The organism is Marinirhabdus gelatinilytica, from assembly GCF_003353425.1.
Lineage (GTDB): Bacteria > Bacteroidota > Bacteroidia > Flavobacteriales > Flavobacteriaceae > Marinirhabdus > Marinirhabdus gelatinilytica.
In genome coordinates this window covers 300972-319488 of record NZ_QRAO01000003.1, presented here as the reverse complement: position 1 = coordinate 319488, position 18517 = coordinate 300972, and the positions used below count along the sequence as shown (strand labels likewise).

Annotated in this window: 22 protein-coding genes; 13 read left to right on the top strand and 9 right to left on the bottom strand. The window is 41.1% G+C overall.

Annotated elements, in window-relative coordinates:
* Positions 1 to 5: 5 nt before the first annotated feature.
* From C8D94_RS10505 to C8D94_RS10495, 3 genes are all read left to right on the top strand, one after another.
* Complete coding sequence (locus C8D94_RS10505; RefSeq protein WP_115123897.1) at positions 6 to 827, top strand: glycosyltransferase family 2 protein; 822 nt, start codon at positions 6 to 8, stop codon at positions 825 to 827.
* On the top strand, positions 824 to 1579 hold the full coding sequence (locus C8D94_RS10500) for a lipopolysaccharide kinase InaA family protein (RefSeq protein ID WP_170134762.1): 756 nt from the start codon (positions 824 to 826) through the stop codon (positions 1577 to 1579). The genes C8D94_RS10505 and C8D94_RS10500 overlap by 4 nt, the downstream gene beginning before the upstream one ends.
* A gap of 150 nt (positions 1580 to 1729) precedes the next feature.
* Positions 1730 to 3112, top strand: coding sequence for an MBL fold metallo-hydrolase (locus C8D94_RS10495; protein ID WP_115123896.1), 1383 nt, complete (start codon positions 1730 to 1732; stop codon positions 3110 to 3112).
* Between the two features lie 154 nt (positions 3113 to 3266).
* Here C8D94_RS10495 and C8D94_RS10490 read toward each other — a convergent pair whose 3' ends face one another.
* Positions 3267 to 3752 carry a ferritin-like domain-containing protein gene (locus C8D94_RS10490; protein WP_115123895.1) on the bottom strand — a complete coding sequence of 162 codons (486 nt, stop codon included), beginning with the start codon at positions 3750 to 3752 and terminating at the stop codon, positions 3267 to 3269.
* Positions 3753 to 3952: 200 nt separating this feature from the next.
* Here C8D94_RS10490 and C8D94_RS15330 point away from each other — a divergent pair, with 200 nt between their 5' ends.
* From C8D94_RS15330 to C8D94_RS10470, 5 genes are all read left to right on the top strand, one after another.
* Positions 3953 to 4111, top strand: a complete 159-nt coding sequence (locus tag C8D94_RS15330) for a hypothetical protein (RefSeq protein WP_170134761.1) — start codon at positions 3953 to 3955, stop codon at positions 4109 to 4111.
* Between the two features lie 229 nt (positions 4112 to 4340).
* Entirely contained in the window at positions 4341 to 4478 is a 138-nt protein-coding gene (locus C8D94_RS15325) for a hypothetical protein (protein ID WP_170134760.1), read from the top strand.
* A gap of 6 nt (positions 4479 to 4484) precedes the next feature.
* On the top strand, positions 4485 to 4715 hold the full coding sequence (locus C8D94_RS10480; RefSeq protein WP_147278539.1) for a hypothetical protein: 231 nt from the start codon (positions 4485 to 4487) through the stop codon (positions 4713 to 4715).
* A 157-nt stretch (positions 4716 to 4872) separates the two neighbouring features.
* A complete protein-coding gene (locus tag C8D94_RS10475; RefSeq protein WP_115123892.1) occupies positions 4873 to 5196 on the top strand; it encodes a four-helix bundle copper-binding protein in 324 nt (107 codons plus the stop codon).
* A 237-nt stretch (positions 5197 to 5433) separates the two neighbouring features.
* Positions 5434 to 5649: a hypothetical protein gene (locus C8D94_RS10470; protein WP_115123891.1), complete on the top strand. Its 216-nt coding sequence runs from the start codon at positions 5434 to 5436 to the stop codon at positions 5647 to 5649.
* A 186-nt stretch (positions 5650 to 5835) separates the two neighbouring features.
* On the opposite strand, the gene C8D94_RS10465 is transcribed toward C8D94_RS10470, so the two are convergent.
* The 3 genes from C8D94_RS10465 to C8D94_RS10455 form a co-directional block, all read right to left on the bottom strand.
* On the bottom strand, positions 5836 to 6999 hold the full coding sequence (locus tag C8D94_RS10465) for a trypsin-like serine peptidase (protein WP_170134759.1): 1164 nt from the start codon (positions 6997 to 6999) through the stop codon (positions 5836 to 5838).
* A 63-nt stretch (positions 7000 to 7062) separates the two neighbouring features.
* Complete coding sequence (locus tag C8D94_RS10460) at positions 7063 to 9402, bottom strand: hypothetical protein (protein WP_147278538.1); 2340 nt, start codon at positions 9400 to 9402, stop codon at positions 7063 to 7065.
* A gap of 64 nt (positions 9403 to 9466) precedes the next feature.
* Positions 9467 to 9709 (bottom strand): hypothetical protein, encoded by a 243-nt coding sequence (locus tag C8D94_RS10455; protein WP_147278537.1) that lies wholly within the window; start codon positions 9707 to 9709, stop codon positions 9467 to 9469.
* A gap of 291 nt (positions 9710 to 10000) precedes the next feature.
* On the opposite strand from C8D94_RS10455, the gene C8D94_RS10450 reads away from it, so the two are divergent.
* The 3 genes from C8D94_RS10450 (at position 10001) to C8D94_RS10440 (ending at position 11878) form a co-directional block, all read left to right on the top strand.
* The gene (locus C8D94_RS10450; protein ID WP_115123887.1) at positions 10001 to 10279 is read left to right on the top strand and encodes a SemiSWEET family sugar transporter; all 279 of its coding nucleotides are present in this window, start codon (positions 10001 to 10003) and stop codon (positions 10277 to 10279) included.
* Positions 10280 to 10370: 91 nt separating this feature from the next.
* Positions 10371 to 10952, top strand: coding sequence for a hypothetical protein (locus C8D94_RS10445; RefSeq protein ID WP_245946270.1), 582 nt, complete (start codon positions 10371 to 10373; stop codon positions 10950 to 10952).
* Between the two features lie 77 nt (positions 10953 to 11029).
* A complete protein-coding gene (locus C8D94_RS10440) occupies positions 11030 to 11878 on the top strand; it encodes an SDR family oxidoreductase (protein ID WP_115123886.1) in 849 nt (282 codons plus the stop codon).
* A 15-nt stretch (positions 11879 to 11893) separates the two neighbouring features.
* Here the strand turns inward: C8D94_RS10440 and C8D94_RS10435 are convergent, their stop codons facing one another.
* Both C8D94_RS10435 and C8D94_RS10430 read right to left on the bottom strand, forming a co-directional pair.
* The gene (locus C8D94_RS10435) at positions 11894 to 12337 is read right to left on the bottom strand and encodes a hypothetical protein (RefSeq protein ID WP_115123885.1); all 444 of its coding nucleotides are present in this window, start codon (positions 12335 to 12337) and stop codon (positions 11894 to 11896) included.
* A gap of 255 nt (positions 12338 to 12592) precedes the next feature.
* Positions 12593 to 14299 carry an FAD/NAD(P)-binding protein gene (locus tag C8D94_RS10430; RefSeq protein WP_115123884.1) on the bottom strand — a complete coding sequence of 569 codons (1707 nt, stop codon included), beginning with the start codon at positions 14297 to 14299 and terminating at the stop codon, positions 12593 to 12595.
* 130 nt (positions 14300 to 14429) lie between these two features.
* Between C8D94_RS10430 and C8D94_RS10425 the strand changes: the two genes are divergently transcribed.
* A complete protein-coding gene (locus C8D94_RS10425; RefSeq protein WP_115123883.1) occupies positions 14430 to 14954 on the top strand; it encodes a DUF421 domain-containing protein in 525 nt (174 codons plus the stop codon).
* A gap of 89 nt (positions 14955 to 15043) precedes the next feature.
* Entirely contained in the window at positions 15044 to 16297 is a 1254-nt protein-coding gene (locus C8D94_RS10420) for a cation:proton antiporter (RefSeq protein ID WP_115123882.1), read from the top strand.
* A 1-nt stretch (position 16298) separates the two neighbouring features.
* On the opposite strand, the gene C8D94_RS10415 is transcribed toward C8D94_RS10420, so the two are convergent.
* The 3 genes from C8D94_RS10415 to C8D94_RS10405 all read right to left on the bottom strand — a co-directional run bounded on the left by C8D94_RS10415 (position 16299) and on the right by C8D94_RS10405 (position 18517).
* The gene (locus tag C8D94_RS10415; protein ID WP_115124043.1) at positions 16299 to 16955 is read right to left on the bottom strand and encodes an HAD family hydrolase; all 657 of its coding nucleotides are present in this window, start codon (positions 16953 to 16955) and stop codon (positions 16299 to 16301) included.
* 205 nt (positions 16956 to 17160) lie between these two features.
* The gene (locus C8D94_RS10410) at positions 17161 to 17610 is read right to left on the bottom strand and encodes a hypothetical protein (RefSeq protein WP_115123881.1); all 450 of its coding nucleotides are present in this window, start codon (positions 17608 to 17610) and stop codon (positions 17161 to 17163) included.
* Between the two features lies 1 nt (position 17611).
* Positions 17612 to 18517, bottom strand: coding sequence for a mechanosensitive ion channel family protein (locus tag C8D94_RS10405; protein WP_115123880.1), 906 nt, complete (start codon positions 18515 to 18517; stop codon positions 17612 to 17614).

Below are 18517 nucleotides of genomic sequence, written 5' to 3'. Positions count from 1 at the left end.
CAACCATGAGTTCTGTTTCGGTGATAATTAGCACGTACAACCAGCCACGCTGGCTCACAAAAGCGTTGTGGGGCTTCGAGGGGCAGACTTTTACCAATTTCGATATCGTGATCGCAGACGATGGCTCTACGGAAGAAACCGCTACGGTCATCCAACAATTTCAGCAGAAAAATGTACTGAAGATTGCACACATTTGGCAAGAGGACGATGGGTTCCAGAAGACGAAGATCCTCAACAAAGCCATCAAAGCCACTGAAGCCGAATACCTTATTTTTACCGATGGTGATTGTATTCCACGTTTCGATTTGGTGGAAAAGCATTTGGCTATGCGAAAACCCAATAGCTTTCTTTCGGGTGGCTATTTTAAGTTGCCGGAGGATATTTCAGAAAATATTTCAGAAGAAGATATCCGCACCCGAAAATGTTTTGATGCACATTGGTTGGTCGCCCAAGGACTGAAAAAAAGTTTTAAACTGAACAAGCTCACAGCCACCGGCACCAAAGAACAATTCCTGAACTGGATCACCCCCACAAAGGCAACCTGGGATGGCAACAATGCCTCGGGTTGGCGCGAGGATATCGTAGCCGTAAACGGATTTGACGAACGCATGCAATATGGCGGCGAGGACCGCGAATTGGGCGAGCGGTTGATGAACAAAGGAGTGCGACCTATCCAGGCGCGTTACAGTTTGGTGACCATGCATCTGGAACATCCACAGGGCTATGTAACCGAAGAAATGCTTGCCAATAACAAACAGATACGTAAAACCACCAAAACCACCAAAAGTACCTGGACGCCCTACGGACTCCAACAAACCGACGCATGAAAGTAACCCACGTACATAAAGACTACCAACATATCGGACCCCAATTGTGGGATGCTATTGACAATTTTGAAACTATGGGCGCGTACGTGACCAAGGGCGAGCGCAACGTGATAAAAAAGGTAGAAATTAAAGGCGAGGTTTATAATATTAAAAAGTTCAAGACCCCAAATGCGGTGCAGCGCTTGGTGTACCGATACCTGCGGAAGAGCAAGGCCAAACGGTCGTTCCAATATGCCAAGATTTTGACTGAAAAAGGTATCAATACCCCTTTGCCAGTGGGGTATGTTGAGGTGTTCGTTGGAGGACTCAAAGACAGCTACTACATTTCCAAGCACGTGGATTATGACTTTGATTTCAGGGTGTTGAACCACAATCCCAACTGGCCCAACCGTGCGGAGGTATTACGGCAAATGGCAGCGTTTACATTTCAGTTGCACGAAAAGGAGATCAATTTTTTGGACCACTCGCCAGGCAACACCTTGATAAATGATATGGGCGACGGTACCTACGATTTCTACTTGATAGATTTAAATAGGATGCGCTTTGAGCCCATGGACTTCCACAAGCGTATGCACAATTTTAGGCGACTGTGGCTTTCCAAGACCATGATCAACATAATGGCAAAGGAATATGCACGCCTTTACGGCAAACCCGAAAAAGAGACCCACGCGCTCATGACCAAATACAGCCGCGCTTTCCAGAAAAAAGTAAACAGTAAAAAGATACGTAGGAGGAGAAGGGATAGTAGGTAGTGGGTAGAGCTGGGCAGGTAACATTTTCTGTGTTGAGCTATGAGGGGTGAGAAACAATCTGAATCCTTGAGCCTTGAATGATCCAATCCATAATTAAAAATCCCTTACGCTCTTCCATCTTTTATATCTTTGCATAAATTTTGAAGAACCATGACAGTAGAACAAATTTATACGGGCTGCTTAAGCCAAGGCGCTTACTATATTGAGAGCAATGGAGAAGCTGCCATCATAGACCCACTTCGCGAAACCAAGCCTTATTTGGAGCGTGCCAAGCGGGATAACGCTACCATAAAATATATTTTCGAGACTCATTTCCATGCCGATTTTGTGAGTGGTCACCTATCACTTAGCAAGGAAACCGGCGCACCTATTGTGTATGGCCCCAATGCCAACCCTAGTTTTAATGCTGAAATAGCTAAGGATGGGCAAGAGTTCACCATTGGGAAGCTTACCCTAAAGGTACTGCATACCCCAGGGCATACGTTGGAGAGTACCACCTATCTTCTTAAGGACGAAAATGGAGAAGATCATTGTATCTTTAGTGGGGACACCCTGTTTTTGGGCGATGTAGGTAGGCCAGACTTAGCCCAAAAGGGAAACGATCTTACACAAGAAGACCTAGCAGGGATGCTATACGATAGCCTTAGGAACAAGATTATGCCATTGAATGACGATGTAATTGTTTATCCCGCACATGGAGCAGGCTCAGCTTGCGGAAAAAATATGATGAAAGAAACCGTGGATACCTTGGGCAACCAGAAGCAAATGAACTATGCCCTTCGGGAAGATATGACCAAGGAAGAGTTTATAAAGGAAGTAACCGATGGTTTGTTACCACCACCAGCCTATTTTCCGTTGAATGTAAAGATGAACAAGGAAGGCTACGATCATATTGACCAAGTGATAGAGAGGGGCACCAAAGCAATGACCCCGCAGGAGTTCGAGGATGCTGCAAATGCCACTGGAGCTGTGGTTTTGGACGTACGCCACCAAAAAGAATTTATACAAGCACATATTCCACGCTCTATCTTTATTGGTATAGATGGTGGCTTTGCCCCATGGGTAGGTGCTATGATAGCCGATGTAAACCAAACCATCCTCTTGGTAACACCAGAGGGAAGGGAAGAGGAAACGGTGACCCGTCTTTCCCGTGTAGGTTTCGATAATACGCTAGGGTATTTAAAAGGTGGCATAACAGCTTGGAAAGAAGCTGGCAAGGAAACGGACAACCTACAATCTGTACCAGCAGAAAAGCTCAAGGAAGTATTGCAAGACAATGCCCCGGTGTTCGATGTGCGCAAGGATAGCGAGTGGGACAATGCCCATATTCCCTCGGCTACTCATACCTCCTTGGAACATATCAATAAACATTTGGAAGCATTTCCTGAAGAAGGATCCTTTTATGTACACTGTGCCGGTGGCTATAGGTCCGTAATTGCGGCTTCCATTTTAAAAGCACGGGGAATTCACAATGTAATTGATGTAGCCGGAGGCTTCAAGGCCATCAAGGAAGCCAATATTCCAGTTACTTAGTCCCTTATAGCAAAAACTATTTCGTTTATGTAGGTCTGCTCGATTTATATTGAGATACTAAAACCATCTCGAAAGCATTACAGCAGAATTATAATAAAAAGAACCGCCTTGGGATAAGTCCTCAAGGCGGTTCTTACATAGCAGGTATTAAATTTTAGTCTAGATTATCTGCGATATCTTCCAAGGATTTCACTTTGGAAAGTGTTCCCCGTATCTCAGAGAGCTGGTTGTTCAACGTTTGCTGGATATTTTGTGGGAAACGGTTTTCCTGCAAGCGCTCCTCATATTCTTCTACGCTAGCTTTATCACCACGGATGCACTCTTCCAGTACGGCTTCATCGTCATTACCGGTTAGGGAAGACTTTATGTCTATCCACGTGCGGTGTAGGCTACCTGTAGTACTTCCTTTTTCTTTCGGGGTTTCGTTCAGGTTACGGATCTCTTGGTTTAGTTCGGTAACAAACTGGCTTCTTTTGGCAGCTTGGTGTTGTAAAAAGGATTTCAACCTATTGTTCTTGGCATCTTTCATGGCCTTGGAGTATCCTTCTTCGGCATCAATGTTTTTTTCCAGGAGTTCCTGTAGATTGTTTACTAAGTTTTCATGGATGTCTTGGTCTGCTTGTTCTTTTGTAGTTTTCATAGTTTTCTTTTTTTTGTACTGAAAGGTTCCAGCGGTTTATTTTTTTTCAGTATAAAGATACTTTTAATATATACTGAAATCTCTTAGCAAAATCCTAATTGAGAACTGTTTAACATTGGCTGTTAAAGAGTGCTAATGCCCTTCAGTTTTTGAAGTTCTTAGGGTATCTTTAAGCTATACTAATTTAAAACTATTGAGTTATGAGTACAGACGATAAAAAGATTCCCGGACAGGATGAGCACAAAACCAGCATTAAGGATAGCGCCATTGACGAAAAAGCTAATGAGGCAGATGGGCGTGAGATCAATTATCAGGAAAAGCAACGTAGGGAAAAGCACCAACCAAGGGATACAGCCTAACAAGCAAACTCCCTAACTCCAATTACAAAGGATTCCGAAAATAAAGAAGCCAAACCCACTATTCCCCTTTGTATGGAGCTAGGGAGATATTTCAACCCCAACAGAAAACTGACAACAGAAAACTGACAACTGACAACTGACAACAGACAACAGACAACTGACAACTGACAACAGACAACAGACAACAGACAACAGACAACTGACAACAGACAACAGAAACCCCACAATTATGTCCGACAAAAAAGAAAAACAAAAGAAAGAAGGAGAGCTCGCCGAGAGCTTGCACCCAGAGACCCGTAAAGGTCCCCAGAAGAGAGAGCATACCAACCAGTATGGTGATAAGGATGATAGCACCCGTACCCAATGATCTAGTATGATGAGCGATCAAAAACAATCTAAAAAGAGCGGTGTAACCACTAAGCTGCGGATTAAAAACCGTAAGGCTGGTTTTAGTCCTAAGAGACAACAGCCCTCACCCGATAGGGAACTGGACGAAAACAATACACCAGACACCCACGATAACGAGGATAGACCCAAAAAGTCCAAGAACGATACTAAAAAGGACAGGGAACTGGATGAGCCAAATAAAAACATGAACAGTTAACCTTAATAAAGGAAACTATGACCGACAAAAAGAAACAAACCGATTTAAAACCTGAGATTATCAACAAAAAAGATAATCAAAAAGCAGGGTATGGGGGTAGGGACATTCCCACCACCCAACAACAAGAAGAAGAGTAATTTTTTAAACTACAAAGACTATGAAAAGGAATGAACTCATTAGCACCTTAGGAAGCTGCATCAATGCCTGTAACCATTGTGCCGATGCCTGTTTGGATGAGGATAATGTTAAACAAATGGCACACTGTATCCGTACGGACCGTGTATGCGCCGAGGTATGTAGCAGTCTTTCACAAGTACTGCACACCTCCTACGAGAATGTAAATGGATTGATTGAGTACTGTATAAGTGTATGTGAGGATTGCGCCAGTACCTGCGAGCAGCACGACCACCAACATTGCCAGGACTGCGCAAAGGCCTGCCGTGAATGTATAGACGCTTGCAAAGCATACCTAGCTGCTTAGAACACAAATAAGTATTAATCAAAGGACACATTCCCTCCAACTCACTTCCATAAAGGATAGGGACTATAATCCCCCCTTCGAAGGGGGCAAGGGGAATGTTTTAGGAAATTTATCCAATCTGGAATTACTTTCACCCATAGGGTATTTCGTAATTTGTTTAGATATGGTACTATTAGTCTAATCACTTAATTTTTTGCAACCATGGCGAAAAGAAAAAAATAAACTAAAACCGATATTATGAAAGAAGATAAAAAAGCACCGTTGCTCCATAAGGACAAAAAAAACGAGCAGAACATACAGAATCAAGACTATCCCGGGGAGCCCAACAGCAAACCCAATGAACCTGATACCCCCACAAAGAACGACCCCAAGAAAACCCCGGAGAGCAATGATCCTGCGGGTTATGATAACAACGGCAAGGTAAAGGAAAGCCCAAGTGGGCAAAGGGATTGATTAAATGTTCCTATTGATTTGCAAAGGCCATCTAAATAAATTAGGTGGTTTTTTTATGCCAAGAGGGAGCTTCCCAATATCCTTCCAAACCGCAGGGGAAACCCCATATCAAATCATCAATCAAAATCACAATGTCATTCTGAGGCGTTAGCCGAAGAATCTCTTTTTGTATCTCTGATTGTAATGTTAATTTATAAATGAGGTGATGCGAACTACTTTTTCACCCAAACAATACGGTGGGGAACAGGATTTTTCTTTGTAACAGGTACCGTTAAAAATAAAATCCAGTTCTCCTGAGACCATTACTCCAATCACTTTGTGAGTTGTTTTATCAAAAACAGGCGATCCAGAATTACCGGCAAAGCTATCTAGAGTTGTTAAGAAGTATTGAGGATGATCTGCTTTATTTATTGATGCTTTCAATGTTAATTTTTTCGGTAAACCTAATGGGTGACCAATCATATAAACAGATGTGTTAAATTTTGCTTGCTTTTGTTTTTCAATTGAAAGTGGAATACCATAAAATTGCTTGTTAGTAGTAAACTCACAAATATCCAGTTGATTTGAAGATTTTGTAATTTTTTCTACGAAATAAATATCTCTTTCAGCTATGATATTTTCTACTGTATTTATTTTGTTTAAAACTTTATAGCCAAATACAATAGCATATTTTTTTGGGTCTTTCTCAAAGACATGCTTAGCTGTAATGAACTGGTTGTCACCAATTACGAATGCTGTGCCTACACCTGCAATAGGCTGTTCTTTAAATGCAGTTTCAGGACATACGTTGTAAGTGTTTGCCAGTGTTCTTGTTGTATTTAGCTGGTAATAGTTTTTGGAAACTTTTTTAAGTTGTTTTTTTTCAACGATCATACCGACCGATTTTGCTGTAAGTAACATTTGCTTTTCTTCTGGATAATTTGCATCTAAAGCAGCAAACTCAATACGGCTGTCGAATCTTGACACTCCAAATAGTGTTCTGGATTTCTGCTCATTATTGTCTTTTTTATAATGATTATCTCTCTTATTTTCTTGTGCTGCCTCATTTGTTGACTTAACAATTGTAGAATCTTTTTCTTCCTCGGAATCTTGAATTATCGCTGGAATTTCAACCTGTTGTTGCTTCAAATAATTTTTTATAGCCTCACCATCAACTGAGTATTCTATTTTTTTTATTTTGTATTTTAATTCTTCTTGTTGTTTAGACTCAAGCTCATAGTACAGGATTTGTTCAGATTTTTGTTGCTCATATCCTTCTTGAGGCGTATCGTCATTTTTATACTTTTCATTTAAGGTTTCTTGTTCTTCCTCTATTTCTTCTATGTACAATTCATTATGAATTTGTGCCATTGTTTGAGAACAAATGAATAGGAATATTAAACACAAACTTGTTTTGAAAATTAACCTCATAAATTAATTTTTTTGAGTTTCATCCTTCAACCTTTCTATACTTTTTTCAATCCTTTTCTTTTCTTTTCTTAATATTCTTAATTGTTCCTTATTACTATTTGCTTTAAGGGTTTTAAATTGCTTTGGTTTTCTATAGAGTGTAAGCAAGGGAATGTCTACAGTAACTCCAGCGCCAATGCGAAATACTTCGGTATTGGTAGTGGCAATATTGCCATTTAAATCCTCAGTAAAACCCAGCTCAGGGCCGTATTGTGCTCCTACATATAATACTAAAGGAGAATTGCCAAAAGAGTATGTGAAATATAATCCAGGTGCAAAAATGTTATTAAATGTATAGTCTGAGAGTGTTTTTGTATCCTTACTGCTGTCCAATCTTAGTCTGGTTGGTGCTGCAATGTCTATTATACTTGTAAACAGTCCAAATTTTCCTAGACCAAGCGAGATACCAACTGGGGCAGTAATACCTACATAACCAGAAGTTTTATTGTTCTCTACATTACTTAATTCTATTCCACCTAAAAAACCAGGATAGGCATTAAGCATTATTGGTGTAATAAATTTTCTTTTCATTTTATAGCTACCTCTTGGCAATACAAAGGCTTCTATGGCCTTTTCGGCACTTTCGGCGTCGGTGGCGTTGGCAAGATCATCGTAAAAGTTTATAAGCTTATAGGTTGTTTCGTAACCTCTTATATTTTCATTATTACTATTATTTAAGGAAAGAGGTATTTTAATAGCAGATATTATTGCTTTGGCATACCTTTTTCTTTGTAGGTCTAGTGCAATCTCATTGGTTATGCGAGCTGTTTTGAAAAAATTTGAAAATGAATTTTGATATATAGAAGCTACTCTACCGTTTTTTATTTCTATGAGGTAGATGCTTGCTTTTTTTGCATCTTCAAACATTACTAAAAAATCTTCTATATATTGATATACAACCTCTGGCGATATTTGCTCTTCGCTCTCTTCACTTTTTTGTTTAATTTCTGAAGCGTTTTGATATAAACGTTCAGCATTCTCAACAATCTTAAATATTGTTCGTACAATATTTTGTATCTCAATTTTCTTTTCTTCCAATTTATTGGGAGGAATGGTGTCCATAATTTCCTTGACACTATTTTTATATTCTATGTTAAAATATTTAAGATGTTGTTGGTTTAACAAGCCTATATATCCCATTAAAAAATGTTCCTCTTGGCTGTAAGTGGTTATAAATTTTGTGGTGACTAATTTAGTTTGGTTTCCATCTATAGCTGTAAGGCTATAGGTTAGCATGGCGGCTGTTTCCAATATATCTACTATTTCTCGGTCTATTTGGTACTCGCTTAACAATAGGTTGTTTTTGAGAATTTCGTAATAGTCTATAGGATGCTCAACCTTGGAAAGTTGAGGTATTAATCTCAGTGCCTGAAAACAAATCTTCAGGCTCTCATTGCCATTAATTATTCCTTTAAATCTTAAGCTTTCTTCGAGCCTGGGAATATTGTGAAGTAGTTGTTCTATATCTGCATTAACATATTGTTTAACATCATTCAAGGTTTCTTGGCTATAAACATCTGGTTGGAAATTTTTTAGATACTCGGAGGTTTTTGGCATAACGAGCATAAGTTCATTAAGTATGTTAAGGGTGTCTCTTTCTGCCGCACTCAGTTTTTTTTCTGTTTCTTCTAGAATGTAAACGGTTAACTCTTCCTTTGCCCTTTTTATTAGAAATTTGCTCATACCGTCTATTAGAGTCCCAAAGGCCAGGTCGCCCGTCAAAAAGGATAAATTTTTTGGGATACTTGCAAAGCTGTTTTCTTTCGCCCAAGTATCTAGCTTTTTAGAGGCTATATTATTGTATTTTTTTATAAATAGCTCGATAAGATGTACAAGGTAGGGATTGTCCTTAAAAATAGCTTGTAGTTTTACCATTTCAGTTTTATGGATATCCCATAGTAAGGAATCAATTAAATTAAGGTTTGTTAATAGACTATCTCTTTCTTCTTTTATTTGATTAAGGACATCTTTATTATTTTCAACTTGTTTTCTAGTGAGTTGGGTAATTTTATTTTCTTGAGCTTTTATTTCTAATCGGAGATCATCAATACTATCTTTTTTCTCTTTTACATTGACTTTAGAAAGTAAAGTATCCTCTTTAATATAATTTTTGATTATACCTATTACTGTTGCCCTGTCTTGATTAATAGTAATGTTTATAGTGACAGGGTCTAAGCGTGAATAATCTTTCTTTAAGAGATTTGTAAGTTGTGCTGCATGTCCAGCTACTGGAGCATTACGCTGTGCGAGTACTGTAATGGTGCATAGAAGTGCTACCATTAACAAACGGTATCTATTTTTCATAACTTAAAATGTATTGGTTATCAATCTGTTAGCTATTATAAAGATATCTAAAATTTATTAGTAATTAATACCCAATACTGGGTATATTTAGTTCAGGTTGCTTAATTATTATCTTGATAAAGAGGTAAGTAATCTCTTTTTGTATCTCAAGTTGCAATACCATTTCCAACCGTGAATTAGATTCTTCACTTCGCTGTGCTCCGTTCAGAATGACAGGGTGGCTTCCCAATGTCATTCCGAACCGCAGGGAGGAATCCCACATCCTTCTCTTCATTCTAAAGTCGTAATTCGTAAGTCTACAATCCAAATTGTCCTTCTCAGGCACAGCCGAAGAATCTCCCTCATCCCAACACTACTTACCAATACTATTCAGTTCCTTTTGTGTTAAATAAAATCCCTTGTTCGTCAACCATTCCTTAAAAGACACAATACTTTTATTTATAATAAATTTAATACTGCTTTGCCATGGGTATTAGCAAAAACTTAACACCAGGACTAGGGCATATACTCTAATTTTATAAAGTGGCTCATGGTAAGCGATGCAAACGCCAGCAAGATGCCCGTTGCTAATCGCATAGGTGTACAATAATAGATAATAATGGATATAACAGAAATTATAGGTACCCTCGCAGGAATTTTTACCACCATTGCTATTATACCCCAAATTTACAAAGCACTTAAAACCCAGGAGGTCAAATCCATCAGTCCGGTATTTTTGTCCATTTTGCTACTGGGGGTGGGCTTATGGACTGTATATGGAATTATAAAAACTGACTGGCCTATAATCCTTACCAATGGGGTCTCCTTTGTGTTAAATGGGCTAATGCTGGCTATATATCTAAGGAACTGTAACAAGGATAAAGAAGCAAGCAACTAAAAAAGGGCTAAACGAGGCGTATCCAGTGGGTTTTCTCAAGTAGACAAAAAATATTGGATTTTAATAAAAATGATGGATACACAGTAAAACTATGGGATCAAACAATAAAATTTCAAATATCTTCCAAAAGAATAAAAGGGCGTTTATAGGCGGACTTATTGTAACCCTATTTTTAACACTGGCCGTGGTTGTTATAGGTCAAATATCTGGCTACGAAGCAAAAAAGTTGATTGCCAGTTCCCTGCCCGGGCTTAATATGCTGTGTAATACCATAGTGTTGGCTTCGGCCACGATCCTTGCACTCTTGCTCACGTTGTTGGGGATAAGTAGCGGTACTAAAAATAAACTCAAAAAAGCCCACTATAAGCAGGTACTCAACATTGCCACTATCGATACTATTTTGTTCGTATGTGCCTTGGTCTTGTTCCAACTTTTCAATATTCCCATTACCGAGACAGATAATGTCCCCACTACTTGGTACGATGTTATCTATTGGTCTACGCTCATTGTTTCTTCTATGTTGAGTGGTGCACTTATTACGGTAATCCTAATGCTGTATAATACCGTGAGCAATATTATCAATATCGTGGGATTGGGGAAAGACCACCACTTGATTTCAAAAGAAGAATTGGAAGAAGAGGAAGAGGAGGAGCAGACCACTGAAAAAGAGTAACCGGTACAAGAACCTATCAGAATGTAAGAGAACTAGGCTATAATAGGTAATAATGAATACTATATAAACAAACCACTATGAGCAAACCCACCGAATTCCCAGAACAGAACCAAGATCAGCCAGGAAGACAGAACAAGATGAATCCCGAACCCGAAGTAATTAGGGACGACTATAAAGGAAGTGGCAAACTAGCTGGCAAGATTGCCCTTATTACTGGTGGCGACAGTGGCATAGGGCGTAGTGTTGCAGTACATTTTGCACGCGAGGGTGCCAATGTGGCCATTGTGTACCTGTCCGAAGAAAAAGATGCACAGCAAACCAAGAAGTTGGTAGAGAAAGAAGAGCAGCAATGTCTGCTCATCCAGGCAGATGTAAAGGAACCTTCCCAGTGCGAGGCTACTCTAAAAAAGTGTATAGACCACTTTGGTGCACTGAACGTTTTGGTAATCAATGCCGCGGTACAGTTCCCCAAGGATACCCTAAAGGACATTTCGCTGGAAGATTTCGATACTACTTACAAAACAAATATCTACCCATACTTCTACCTGTCAAAAATTGCGATGGAACATCTCCAATCTGGCGATTGTATTATAAACACCAGTTCCGTTACTGCGTATAGGGGTAGCGACCATCTTGTGGATTACGCGAGTACCAAGGGAGCGATAGTTAGTTTTACACGGTCGCTAGCCAAGCAATTGGCAAAAAAGAACATACGGGTTAATGGAGTGGCCCCAGGTCCAATCTGGACCCCCTTGATTCCTGCTACCTTTAACAACATTTCAGATTTTGGTCAGGACACCCCGCTGGGACGGGCAGGACAGCCAAGCGAGGTGGGTCCCGCCTATGTATTCTTGGCTTCAAGGGACGCTAGTTATATCACGGGACAATTCATCCATGTCAATGGGGGTGAGGTAGTGGGTGCCTAGCAGGTTAAAAAAAGGTTACAAACTCCCTAGATAGGGCATACATACTTTTTCTATGGCAATCGCTGCCATCCCAAAGAACACATGCGCAATAATAAGTTGCAAATGGAACAATCGGGTATTCGTGGGCGGATCTTCCTGTGCAACTTTGTAGAGCACCTTCCACATAAGGATGCCTATACCACCCATCACCATCCCAAAAACAATCCCCCAAACTATGGAGACCTCCACCCCCGTAATCGAATACAATCCTATTAGCATACCCAGGAACATGATACCAGTGAGGTAGTGCACGACCCATCCCACCCATACCGAGAGCTTGCGCCCAGCAATTTCACCCAATAGATCGGTTAGTAATTGGGGCTCCTTAAAATTCTCTCCCAGTATCGTAGAGAATAAATAACTGAATCCGGTCATACAGCTAGTTGCAATAAGCCAAGCAAGTAGTAAGGTCAATGTCATAGTTAAAGATACAATTTACAAGATGTTATGCTATTGATAGCAATAAAAAAAGTATCGCTGCCCCATTGTGTTATGGTTTTCATATACTTATATATCTTTAGTTGATTCTTGATGGTTTCAACCTCTAATCTACCTTAGTTCCCCCATAGCTACTCCATATATAGTCCAAGTGAGTCCAAGTGTACAATATGGTAAAAAAGCAATAATTTCTGAAATTTAAGAAATACACAACAACGTAAAAATCAAACACATCATTTAGTGGATAGCTTGTGCCGCCCCCAACGCCCAGTCCTTGGTCTCGGGACTAAAGCATTCCAAAATGGCATCGGTCCCTAGTACACTGCCCTTGGCATTTCGGCCAAGCACGGCAATGGGCACCCTATGGTCTGGGTGTGCAGGCGCGCGCGCAGTACCATCCGGTCGGGTAGCAATGCCCAGTCCTTCGTAAACTTCTTGTACCAGTCCTTGTTCTTGTAAGCTGGTAATTAGGGGGTGGTCCAGTTGTCGTAACACAGGCGGCTCCATTACCGAGTTGCATAACATACCCGCTGTAACGGTGAGGTCGTTGGTTTTCAGTTGCCATCCACGGGATATACAGTTAATCTCTGGGTCGTTCACAAAGCGCAGGTCCACAATGCCCGCTTCCTCTAGAGCGAGTAATTGCAACATACTCTTTACTGGGGGACCATAAGAATAGCGTTTGGTGCCTTCATCTATATCTACTATGGCTTTTATCACTTTCCCTGGGAGGCCGCTAAACGCAAACAAGCGGTACATTATGGGTTGCAAGTGCCGCCATACCTGCCCAATGGTATAGTCTAAAGTGGGTTCGGCTTGTCCCATGGCCATTTCGATACTCTTTTTTATATAGGTCACTACCGGTAGGGAGGTGTCCAATAGGCTAGGGTGTTGGGTGCTGGAAGCCTCTAACAACTGTACGGTAACTTGTTGCAATTCCTCCTGCGTATAGTTAGTTTGGCAAATTGCAGTATATATCTCGGTAGCAACGGTTGCAAAGGCGTCTGTAAAAAAACGGGCATCGTTGCATTGTTTGGGTTGGGAGAGATGGTTGCGTATATTGAGTTCAAAACGGTTCTGTTGCTCTTTGTTGGGGGTAAATTTAGCATCAATACTTTTGCTATAGGGCTTGGGTATCAAAGCCAGCCCGTCGTCACTGTAGGGAATTATTTTTCGTATACAGCCCGTCGCCGCCTTAAAAGTAAGATAATGACTTCCCTTTTTATGTTGGAACTTTCCAAATTTATAATTGGTATGTTGCCGCATCACATCTAGCATAGTAAGCCCAAATCCCTTTATAAACAAATTGCGAACCCCCAAATCCTCATGTGCTAGGGTATGCTGGTAGGGGTTGTGTATATAGATAGGCTTCTCTTTTTTGGCGTGCCTCTTAAATTTTTTGGTTTCGTCACTGTTTGTAGTGGGCAGATGGCCCAAGGTAAGTAGGCACTCATCTACGGTATAGCGCTCGTTTTGTGTATAGAGCGTGACTGTTTTGGGGTTGTACGACAACCTTTTTACCTCTTGTTGCACTAAGGTAGCACGCTGGGCAGCTAGTAATACCTTACAGATACTCTTGGCACGATGGTGTAAATAGGTGCCCATTTGCGATCTTGGTGGAAATTGGTCTTTATCGGTATCGGGATCAAATATGGTATCGTTCTCTAAGCACCAACTCGCATACGAAGGAAACGCAGGAACCTCCATCCCCTCCCATACTATCCTTTCCCTTCCTTGCAAATCCAGCAGTGCCCTGTTGGAAATATTGATATAATTGGTTTCCGGTTGGTCCAGCCGCCAGGCCTTTCCTGTACCTATAGCTTCAGAGGGTTCAAAGAGTACAATAGTTACCCTTTTGGATTGGGCTATCTGGCTGGATGCCAGCACCAAATTTTCCAAACAAGCCAAACCCCTGGGGCCAAAGCCAACAATAGCTACTTTCATTGTGTAAAATTAATAGGCTAAAGTTCGGTAAATGGTAACGGTGTTTCTGCTATCATTACGTTAAATTTAGTAGGTTTTACATTCAATAATTTTCCAATAATTACCTATTTTCACAAAAAACATATCACCCATGGAAAACTGGATTACTGCTCAATTACCCTTGTTGTTAAAAGTACTGGCATCTATAGTCATCATTTTTACGGTCATCATTACCATAACCCGTATCTCTGGGCTTCGCACCTTTGCAAAGATGTCCAGTTTCGATTTTGCAAGTACCATAGCCATAGGTTCTATCTTGGCAACCGTAGTGCTTAATACCAACACCTCTTTGCTGAAGGGAGCCGTGGCATTGGCGGGTATCATTGCGTTTCAAACACTGTTTGCCTTTTGTGTGCGCAAATCTGCTACACTGAAGAAAATATTTACCAACAAACCTATGTTGTTGATGCGTGATGGGGAAATATTGTATGAAAACCTGCACAAGACCAATATGGGCGAAGACGACCTCATAGCAAAACTTCGGGAAGCTAACGTAATAGATTTTGATGAAGTCCTTGCCGTAGTGTTGGAATCTACTGGAGATGTCTCGGTACTGCACAACAATGGCGATAAAAAATTAATGGAGAAATTATTACAGGGCGTACAGGATTCATAATCGCGATGTAGCCTATTGTGCATAGCGATACTTACTACTAGTGTTTTAGCATAAAAGATAGTATTTTAGTGTCCATAAAGTAGAGAGATTTGTTTGAAGAAATATCTGATTACTTCCTAGCCCTCGCCTATGTGGGTTTTGCCATTTCACTAATGGCCTTTATCCCTATTTATACCAAGAAGATCAAGATTACCTATATCATCCCATTGCTCGTAATGGGAGCGGTTATCTATTGGTTGGAGGCACCCTTGCCGTGGCCGGACCCCTTGTGGGAATTCAATTTTGGAAAGATAGTGACCGAAGTCATCGTAATTATTAGCCTAATGACGGCAGGGCTAAAGGTGGGAACCAATTACACCTGGGGTCATTGGAAAAAACCGTTGTCTCTTATCGTGATAACCATGCCTTTGTTTATGGTGGCCGTGTTTTGTCTTGCACATTTTGTATTGGGTTTGCATGGCGCTGCTTCCCTGTTGTTGGCGGCCGTCCTAGCTCCAACCGATCCCGTACTGGCTTCGGAACTACAGTTGGAGGAACACCAAGACCTAGATGAGAAGAACACAGGATTGCGCTATACCCTTACTGCTGAAGCGGGTATTAACGATGGTTTGGCATTTCCGTTCGTGTTCCTTGCTATTTTGTTGAGCGAGTCCGGCAGCTTGGCGGAAATAGATTGGTGGCACTTTGCATGGTACTATGTACTTTTTAAAATAGTTGTGGGACTTATGGTTGGTGCCGTGATAGGCTTTATATACAGTTATGCCGTAAGCTTCCATACCGATAGGGAAAAGAAGTACATCCTAAAAGGTTTTATAGCACTGGCACTTACCTTTTTCTCCTATGGTCTTGCTGAGGGTTTTGGCACTTATGGCTTCTTGAGTGTGTTTGCTACCGGGGTATTTATGCAATACTACCGCCCAGCCGATACCGATAAGAACATCAACACTACCATGGTGCATTTTATTGAAGAAACCGAAAAGCTCTTGGTGGCTTTATGGACCATTTTCTTTGGGGGAGCGGTTATGTCCGGTATCCTAAGCTTTACCGATTGGCGAGGAATGTTGGTGGCCTTGGCCATTGTGGTGGTGGTGCGGCCGTTGTTCGGTTATTTGGCGATGGCCACTACCAATTTCAGTACGGCAAAAAAGTGGGCGATAGGGTTCTTTGGTATCAAGGGGATAGGGAGTTTCTTCTATTTAAGTTTCGCCTTGATGCATGGAACGTTTGAAGGATATAGAGAGCTATTTGGTATTGTGAGTTATGTGGTACTGTTCAGTATCGTTATACACGGGCTTACCAGCCTACGGGTAATAGATTACTTTAAACGTAATAACAAAGGGTAGGCTATACAATGTTCTTCACCTTTTCATAAGAAATCTCATCAAAGTAAGAAACCACCTTATTGGCATTGTCATAATCTTGGTCTGTACTGTGCTTGCTGTCGTATCCCACCACGAAGATGCCTGCATCGTTTGCGGCCTTGATGCCGTTGGCACTGTCCTCTATCACCATACAGTGCTCTCTTGGGTGCCCTGCGGCTTCGGCAGCTTTAATGAAGATCTCGGGATGGGGCTTGCTCTTTTCCAGATCGGCACCGCTCAATTTGGCCACGAAATATTGGTCCAGATCAAACCGTTCAAAAATACGGTTGATGTTGGGCATAGAGGCAGAAGAGGCCAGGACCAGGGTGAGTCCGTTATTGTAATAGTCCTGTATCAGTTCCAGTACGCCATCCAAAAGTTGGAGGGAGTCATCGGTATCGAACAAATGCTTAAAGTGCTTTCGCTTTACTTTTACAAGGGTTTTGGGTGCTTCGGTAAGCTGAAAATGCTCAACAAGTTCCTTGCAGATATTTAGGGTAGCCTGTCCTGTGAAGCCGGTGTACATTTCTTCAGAAACAGTAATGCCCATATCGCTGAACATATTGAAATAGGCTTTTCGGTGCAAAGGTTCGGTATCTACAATAACCCCGTCCATATCAAACAAAACTGCTTTTAGCATTTCATAGAATTTAGAATTAATAAAAAATTGGTTCCTGAATGACCTTTCAACATAGGAGAAAGACTGTAACGAGAGCCCATAGCGAACAAAACTGCTTTTTGGCATGTATCGAATGGTTTCTTGGTTGTTCAGTTTAAAAGAACAAAGGTAACCTGTTTTAAAAAGAACAGCAATACGTTACAGGTACTAGTATGCAATAAATAAGTTATTCATCTATTTCTGGTAGATACTCATCTGCTTTGTAGTGCCAGGAGAGGTGGGCTTCCAAGAGGGATTTCAGTTTTGGCATTTCCTCTGGTAGGATAAGGAGAATCTCTTTGTACAGTGCTATACTAGCTTTATGGTCCTTTGCCAATTGGGTCTCGAGATCCTTATCGTTTTCCAACCCTAGGGAAGCTTTTATGTCCTCCCAGCCCATTTCCAGTGCATTGGCTATGGTGCGGTTGAGTTCTAGGTTAAAATCTGGCACATAGGTCTTTAGGTCGTGCACCAACTGGAGACTAAAAAACCGGTGCATATCTGCATGCTTTCTTAGTATACCTTGTAGCACGGCCCCTTCTGCCAGTATGGAGAATGAAAGGAACTTAGCGTTGAGGTCGTTGTTTTTTGTGACCAATGTGTTTATCTTCTTTGCTATTTCTGTATGGGTTTCCATATTATAAATCGTTTGGTTTGTGTTTTAGGTCGGGCATCTTTAAGGTACGTATAGGGAACGGTATCTCTATACCATGTTTGTTGAAGAGATCGTTTATGAGCAAGATGGCTTTGTCTTGCGCGGTATACATCTGGCTTTTCTTGGTGTAATCTATCCAAAAGCGAACCATAAAGTTTATGGAGCTGTCAGCAAATTCGGTATAGTAGAATTCAATGCGCTCACCTTGGGTAGGGGGGAAGGCGGCTTCAATTTGCTCCAGCACCAGCTTCTTTACAGCGTGGAGGTCGCTTCCGTAGGCAATACCGCAATATACCGAGACACGTCCCCGGGTGTCCAGGCTATAGTTCACGAACGGTTCTTCAATAAATTTGCTATTGGGCATGATAACATATTTGTTATCGGGTTGGCGGAGTACTAAATTCCGAAGGCTTATTTCATGGACAAAACCAGCATGTTCATTGGTCTCTACAAAATCGCCTATACGTATCCGTGGTAAGAACGAGAGCATAACACCAGAGAACGTATTGCTCAACGTACCCTGCAACGCTAGCCCTATGGCCAGTGCCACCACACCTGCCCCTGCGAGTATAGATGTAAGGGCCTTATCTAGATTGAGGATTCCCAGAGCCAGAAAAAAACCTATAAGTACAATACAGGCGTATAGCATTTTTGCCAGTATGCGCCGCATAGAACGGTTTTCCATATGCTTTCTAAGGATACGTAGCAGTACGTTTTTGAAAACCCTTGCCAGTATAAACGATAGGATTATGACGAGTATGGCCACCGCAATGTTGGGTAGTTTTACTATAAAAGCTTCCCACCATCCCAAAAGTGTGTCGGTAAGTGTGGCAACAATTCCTTTGCTGGTGGTGATGTCTTCCTCGGTTTGCTGAATTATTGAATACAT

Excerpts from the sequence above, each read along its gene's own strand:
- C8D94_RS10505 (WP_115123897.1), top strand. The coding sequence starts at position 6 with ATGAGTTCTGTTTCGGTGATAATTAGCACGTACAACCAGCCACGCTGG.
- C8D94_RS10500 (WP_170134762.1), top strand. The coding sequence starts at position 824 with ATGAAAGTAACCCACGTACATAAAGACTACCAACATATCGGACCCCAA.
- C8D94_RS10495 (WP_115123896.1), top strand. The coding sequence starts at position 1,730 with ATGACAGTAGAACAAATTTATACGGGCTGCTTAAGCCAAGGCGCTTAC.
- C8D94_RS10490 (WP_115123895.1), bottom strand. The coding sequence starts at position 3,752 with ATGAAAACTACAAAAGAACAAGCAGACCAAGACATCCATGAAAACTTA.
- C8D94_RS15330 (WP_170134761.1), top strand. The coding sequence starts at position 3,953 with ATGAGTACAGACGATAAAAAGATTCCCGGACAGGATGAGCACAAAACC.
- C8D94_RS15325 (WP_170134760.1), top strand. The coding sequence starts at position 4,341 with ATGTCCGACAAAAAAGAAAAACAAAAGAAAGAAGGAGAGCTCGCCGAG.
- C8D94_RS10480 (WP_147278539.1), top strand. The coding sequence starts at position 4,485 with ATGATGAGCGATCAAAAACAATCTAAAAAGAGCGGTGTAACCACTAAG.
- C8D94_RS10475 (WP_115123892.1), top strand. The coding sequence starts at position 4,873 with ATGAAAAGGAATGAACTCATTAGCACCTTAGGAAGCTGCATCAATGCC.
- C8D94_RS10470 (WP_115123891.1), top strand. The coding sequence starts at position 5,434 with ATGAAAGAAGATAAAAAAGCACCGTTGCTCCATAAGGACAAAAAAAAC.
- C8D94_RS10465 (WP_170134759.1), bottom strand. The coding sequence starts at position 6,999 with ATGGCACAAATTCATAATGAATTGTACATAGAAGAAATAGAGGAAGAA.
- C8D94_RS10460 (WP_147278538.1), bottom strand. The coding sequence starts at position 9,402 with ATGAAAAATAGATACCGTTTGTTAATGGTAGCACTTCTATGCACCATT.
- C8D94_RS10450 (WP_115123887.1), top strand. The coding sequence starts at position 10,001 with ATGGATATAACAGAAATTATAGGTACCCTCGCAGGAATTTTTACCACC.
- C8D94_RS10445 (WP_245946270.1), top strand. The coding sequence starts at position 10,371 with ATGGGATCAAACAATAAAATTTCAAATATCTTCCAAAAGAATAAAAGG.
- C8D94_RS10440 (WP_115123886.1), top strand. The coding sequence starts at position 11,030 with ATGAGCAAACCCACCGAATTCCCAGAACAGAACCAAGATCAGCCAGGA.
- C8D94_RS10435 (WP_115123885.1), bottom strand. The coding sequence starts at position 12,337 with ATGACATTGACCTTACTACTTGCTTGGCTTATTGCAACTAGCTGTATG.
- C8D94_RS10430 (WP_115123884.1), bottom strand. The coding sequence starts at position 14,299 with ATGAAAGTAGCTATTGTTGGCTTTGGCCCCAGGGGTTTGGCTTGTTTG.
- C8D94_RS10425 (WP_115123883.1), top strand. The coding sequence starts at position 14,430 with ATGGAAAACTGGATTACTGCTCAATTACCCTTGTTGTTAAAAGTACTG.
- C8D94_RS10415 (WP_115124043.1), bottom strand. The coding sequence starts at position 16,955 with ATGCTAAAAGCAGTTTTGTTTGATATGGACGGGGTTATTGTAGATACC.
- C8D94_RS10410 (WP_115123881.1), bottom strand. The coding sequence starts at position 17,610 with ATGGAAACCCATACAGAAATAGCAAAGAAGATAAACACATTGGTCACA.
- C8D94_RS10405 (WP_115123880.1), bottom strand. The coding sequence starts at position 18,517 with ATGTATTCAATAATTCAGCAAACCGAGGAAGACATCACCACCAGCAAA.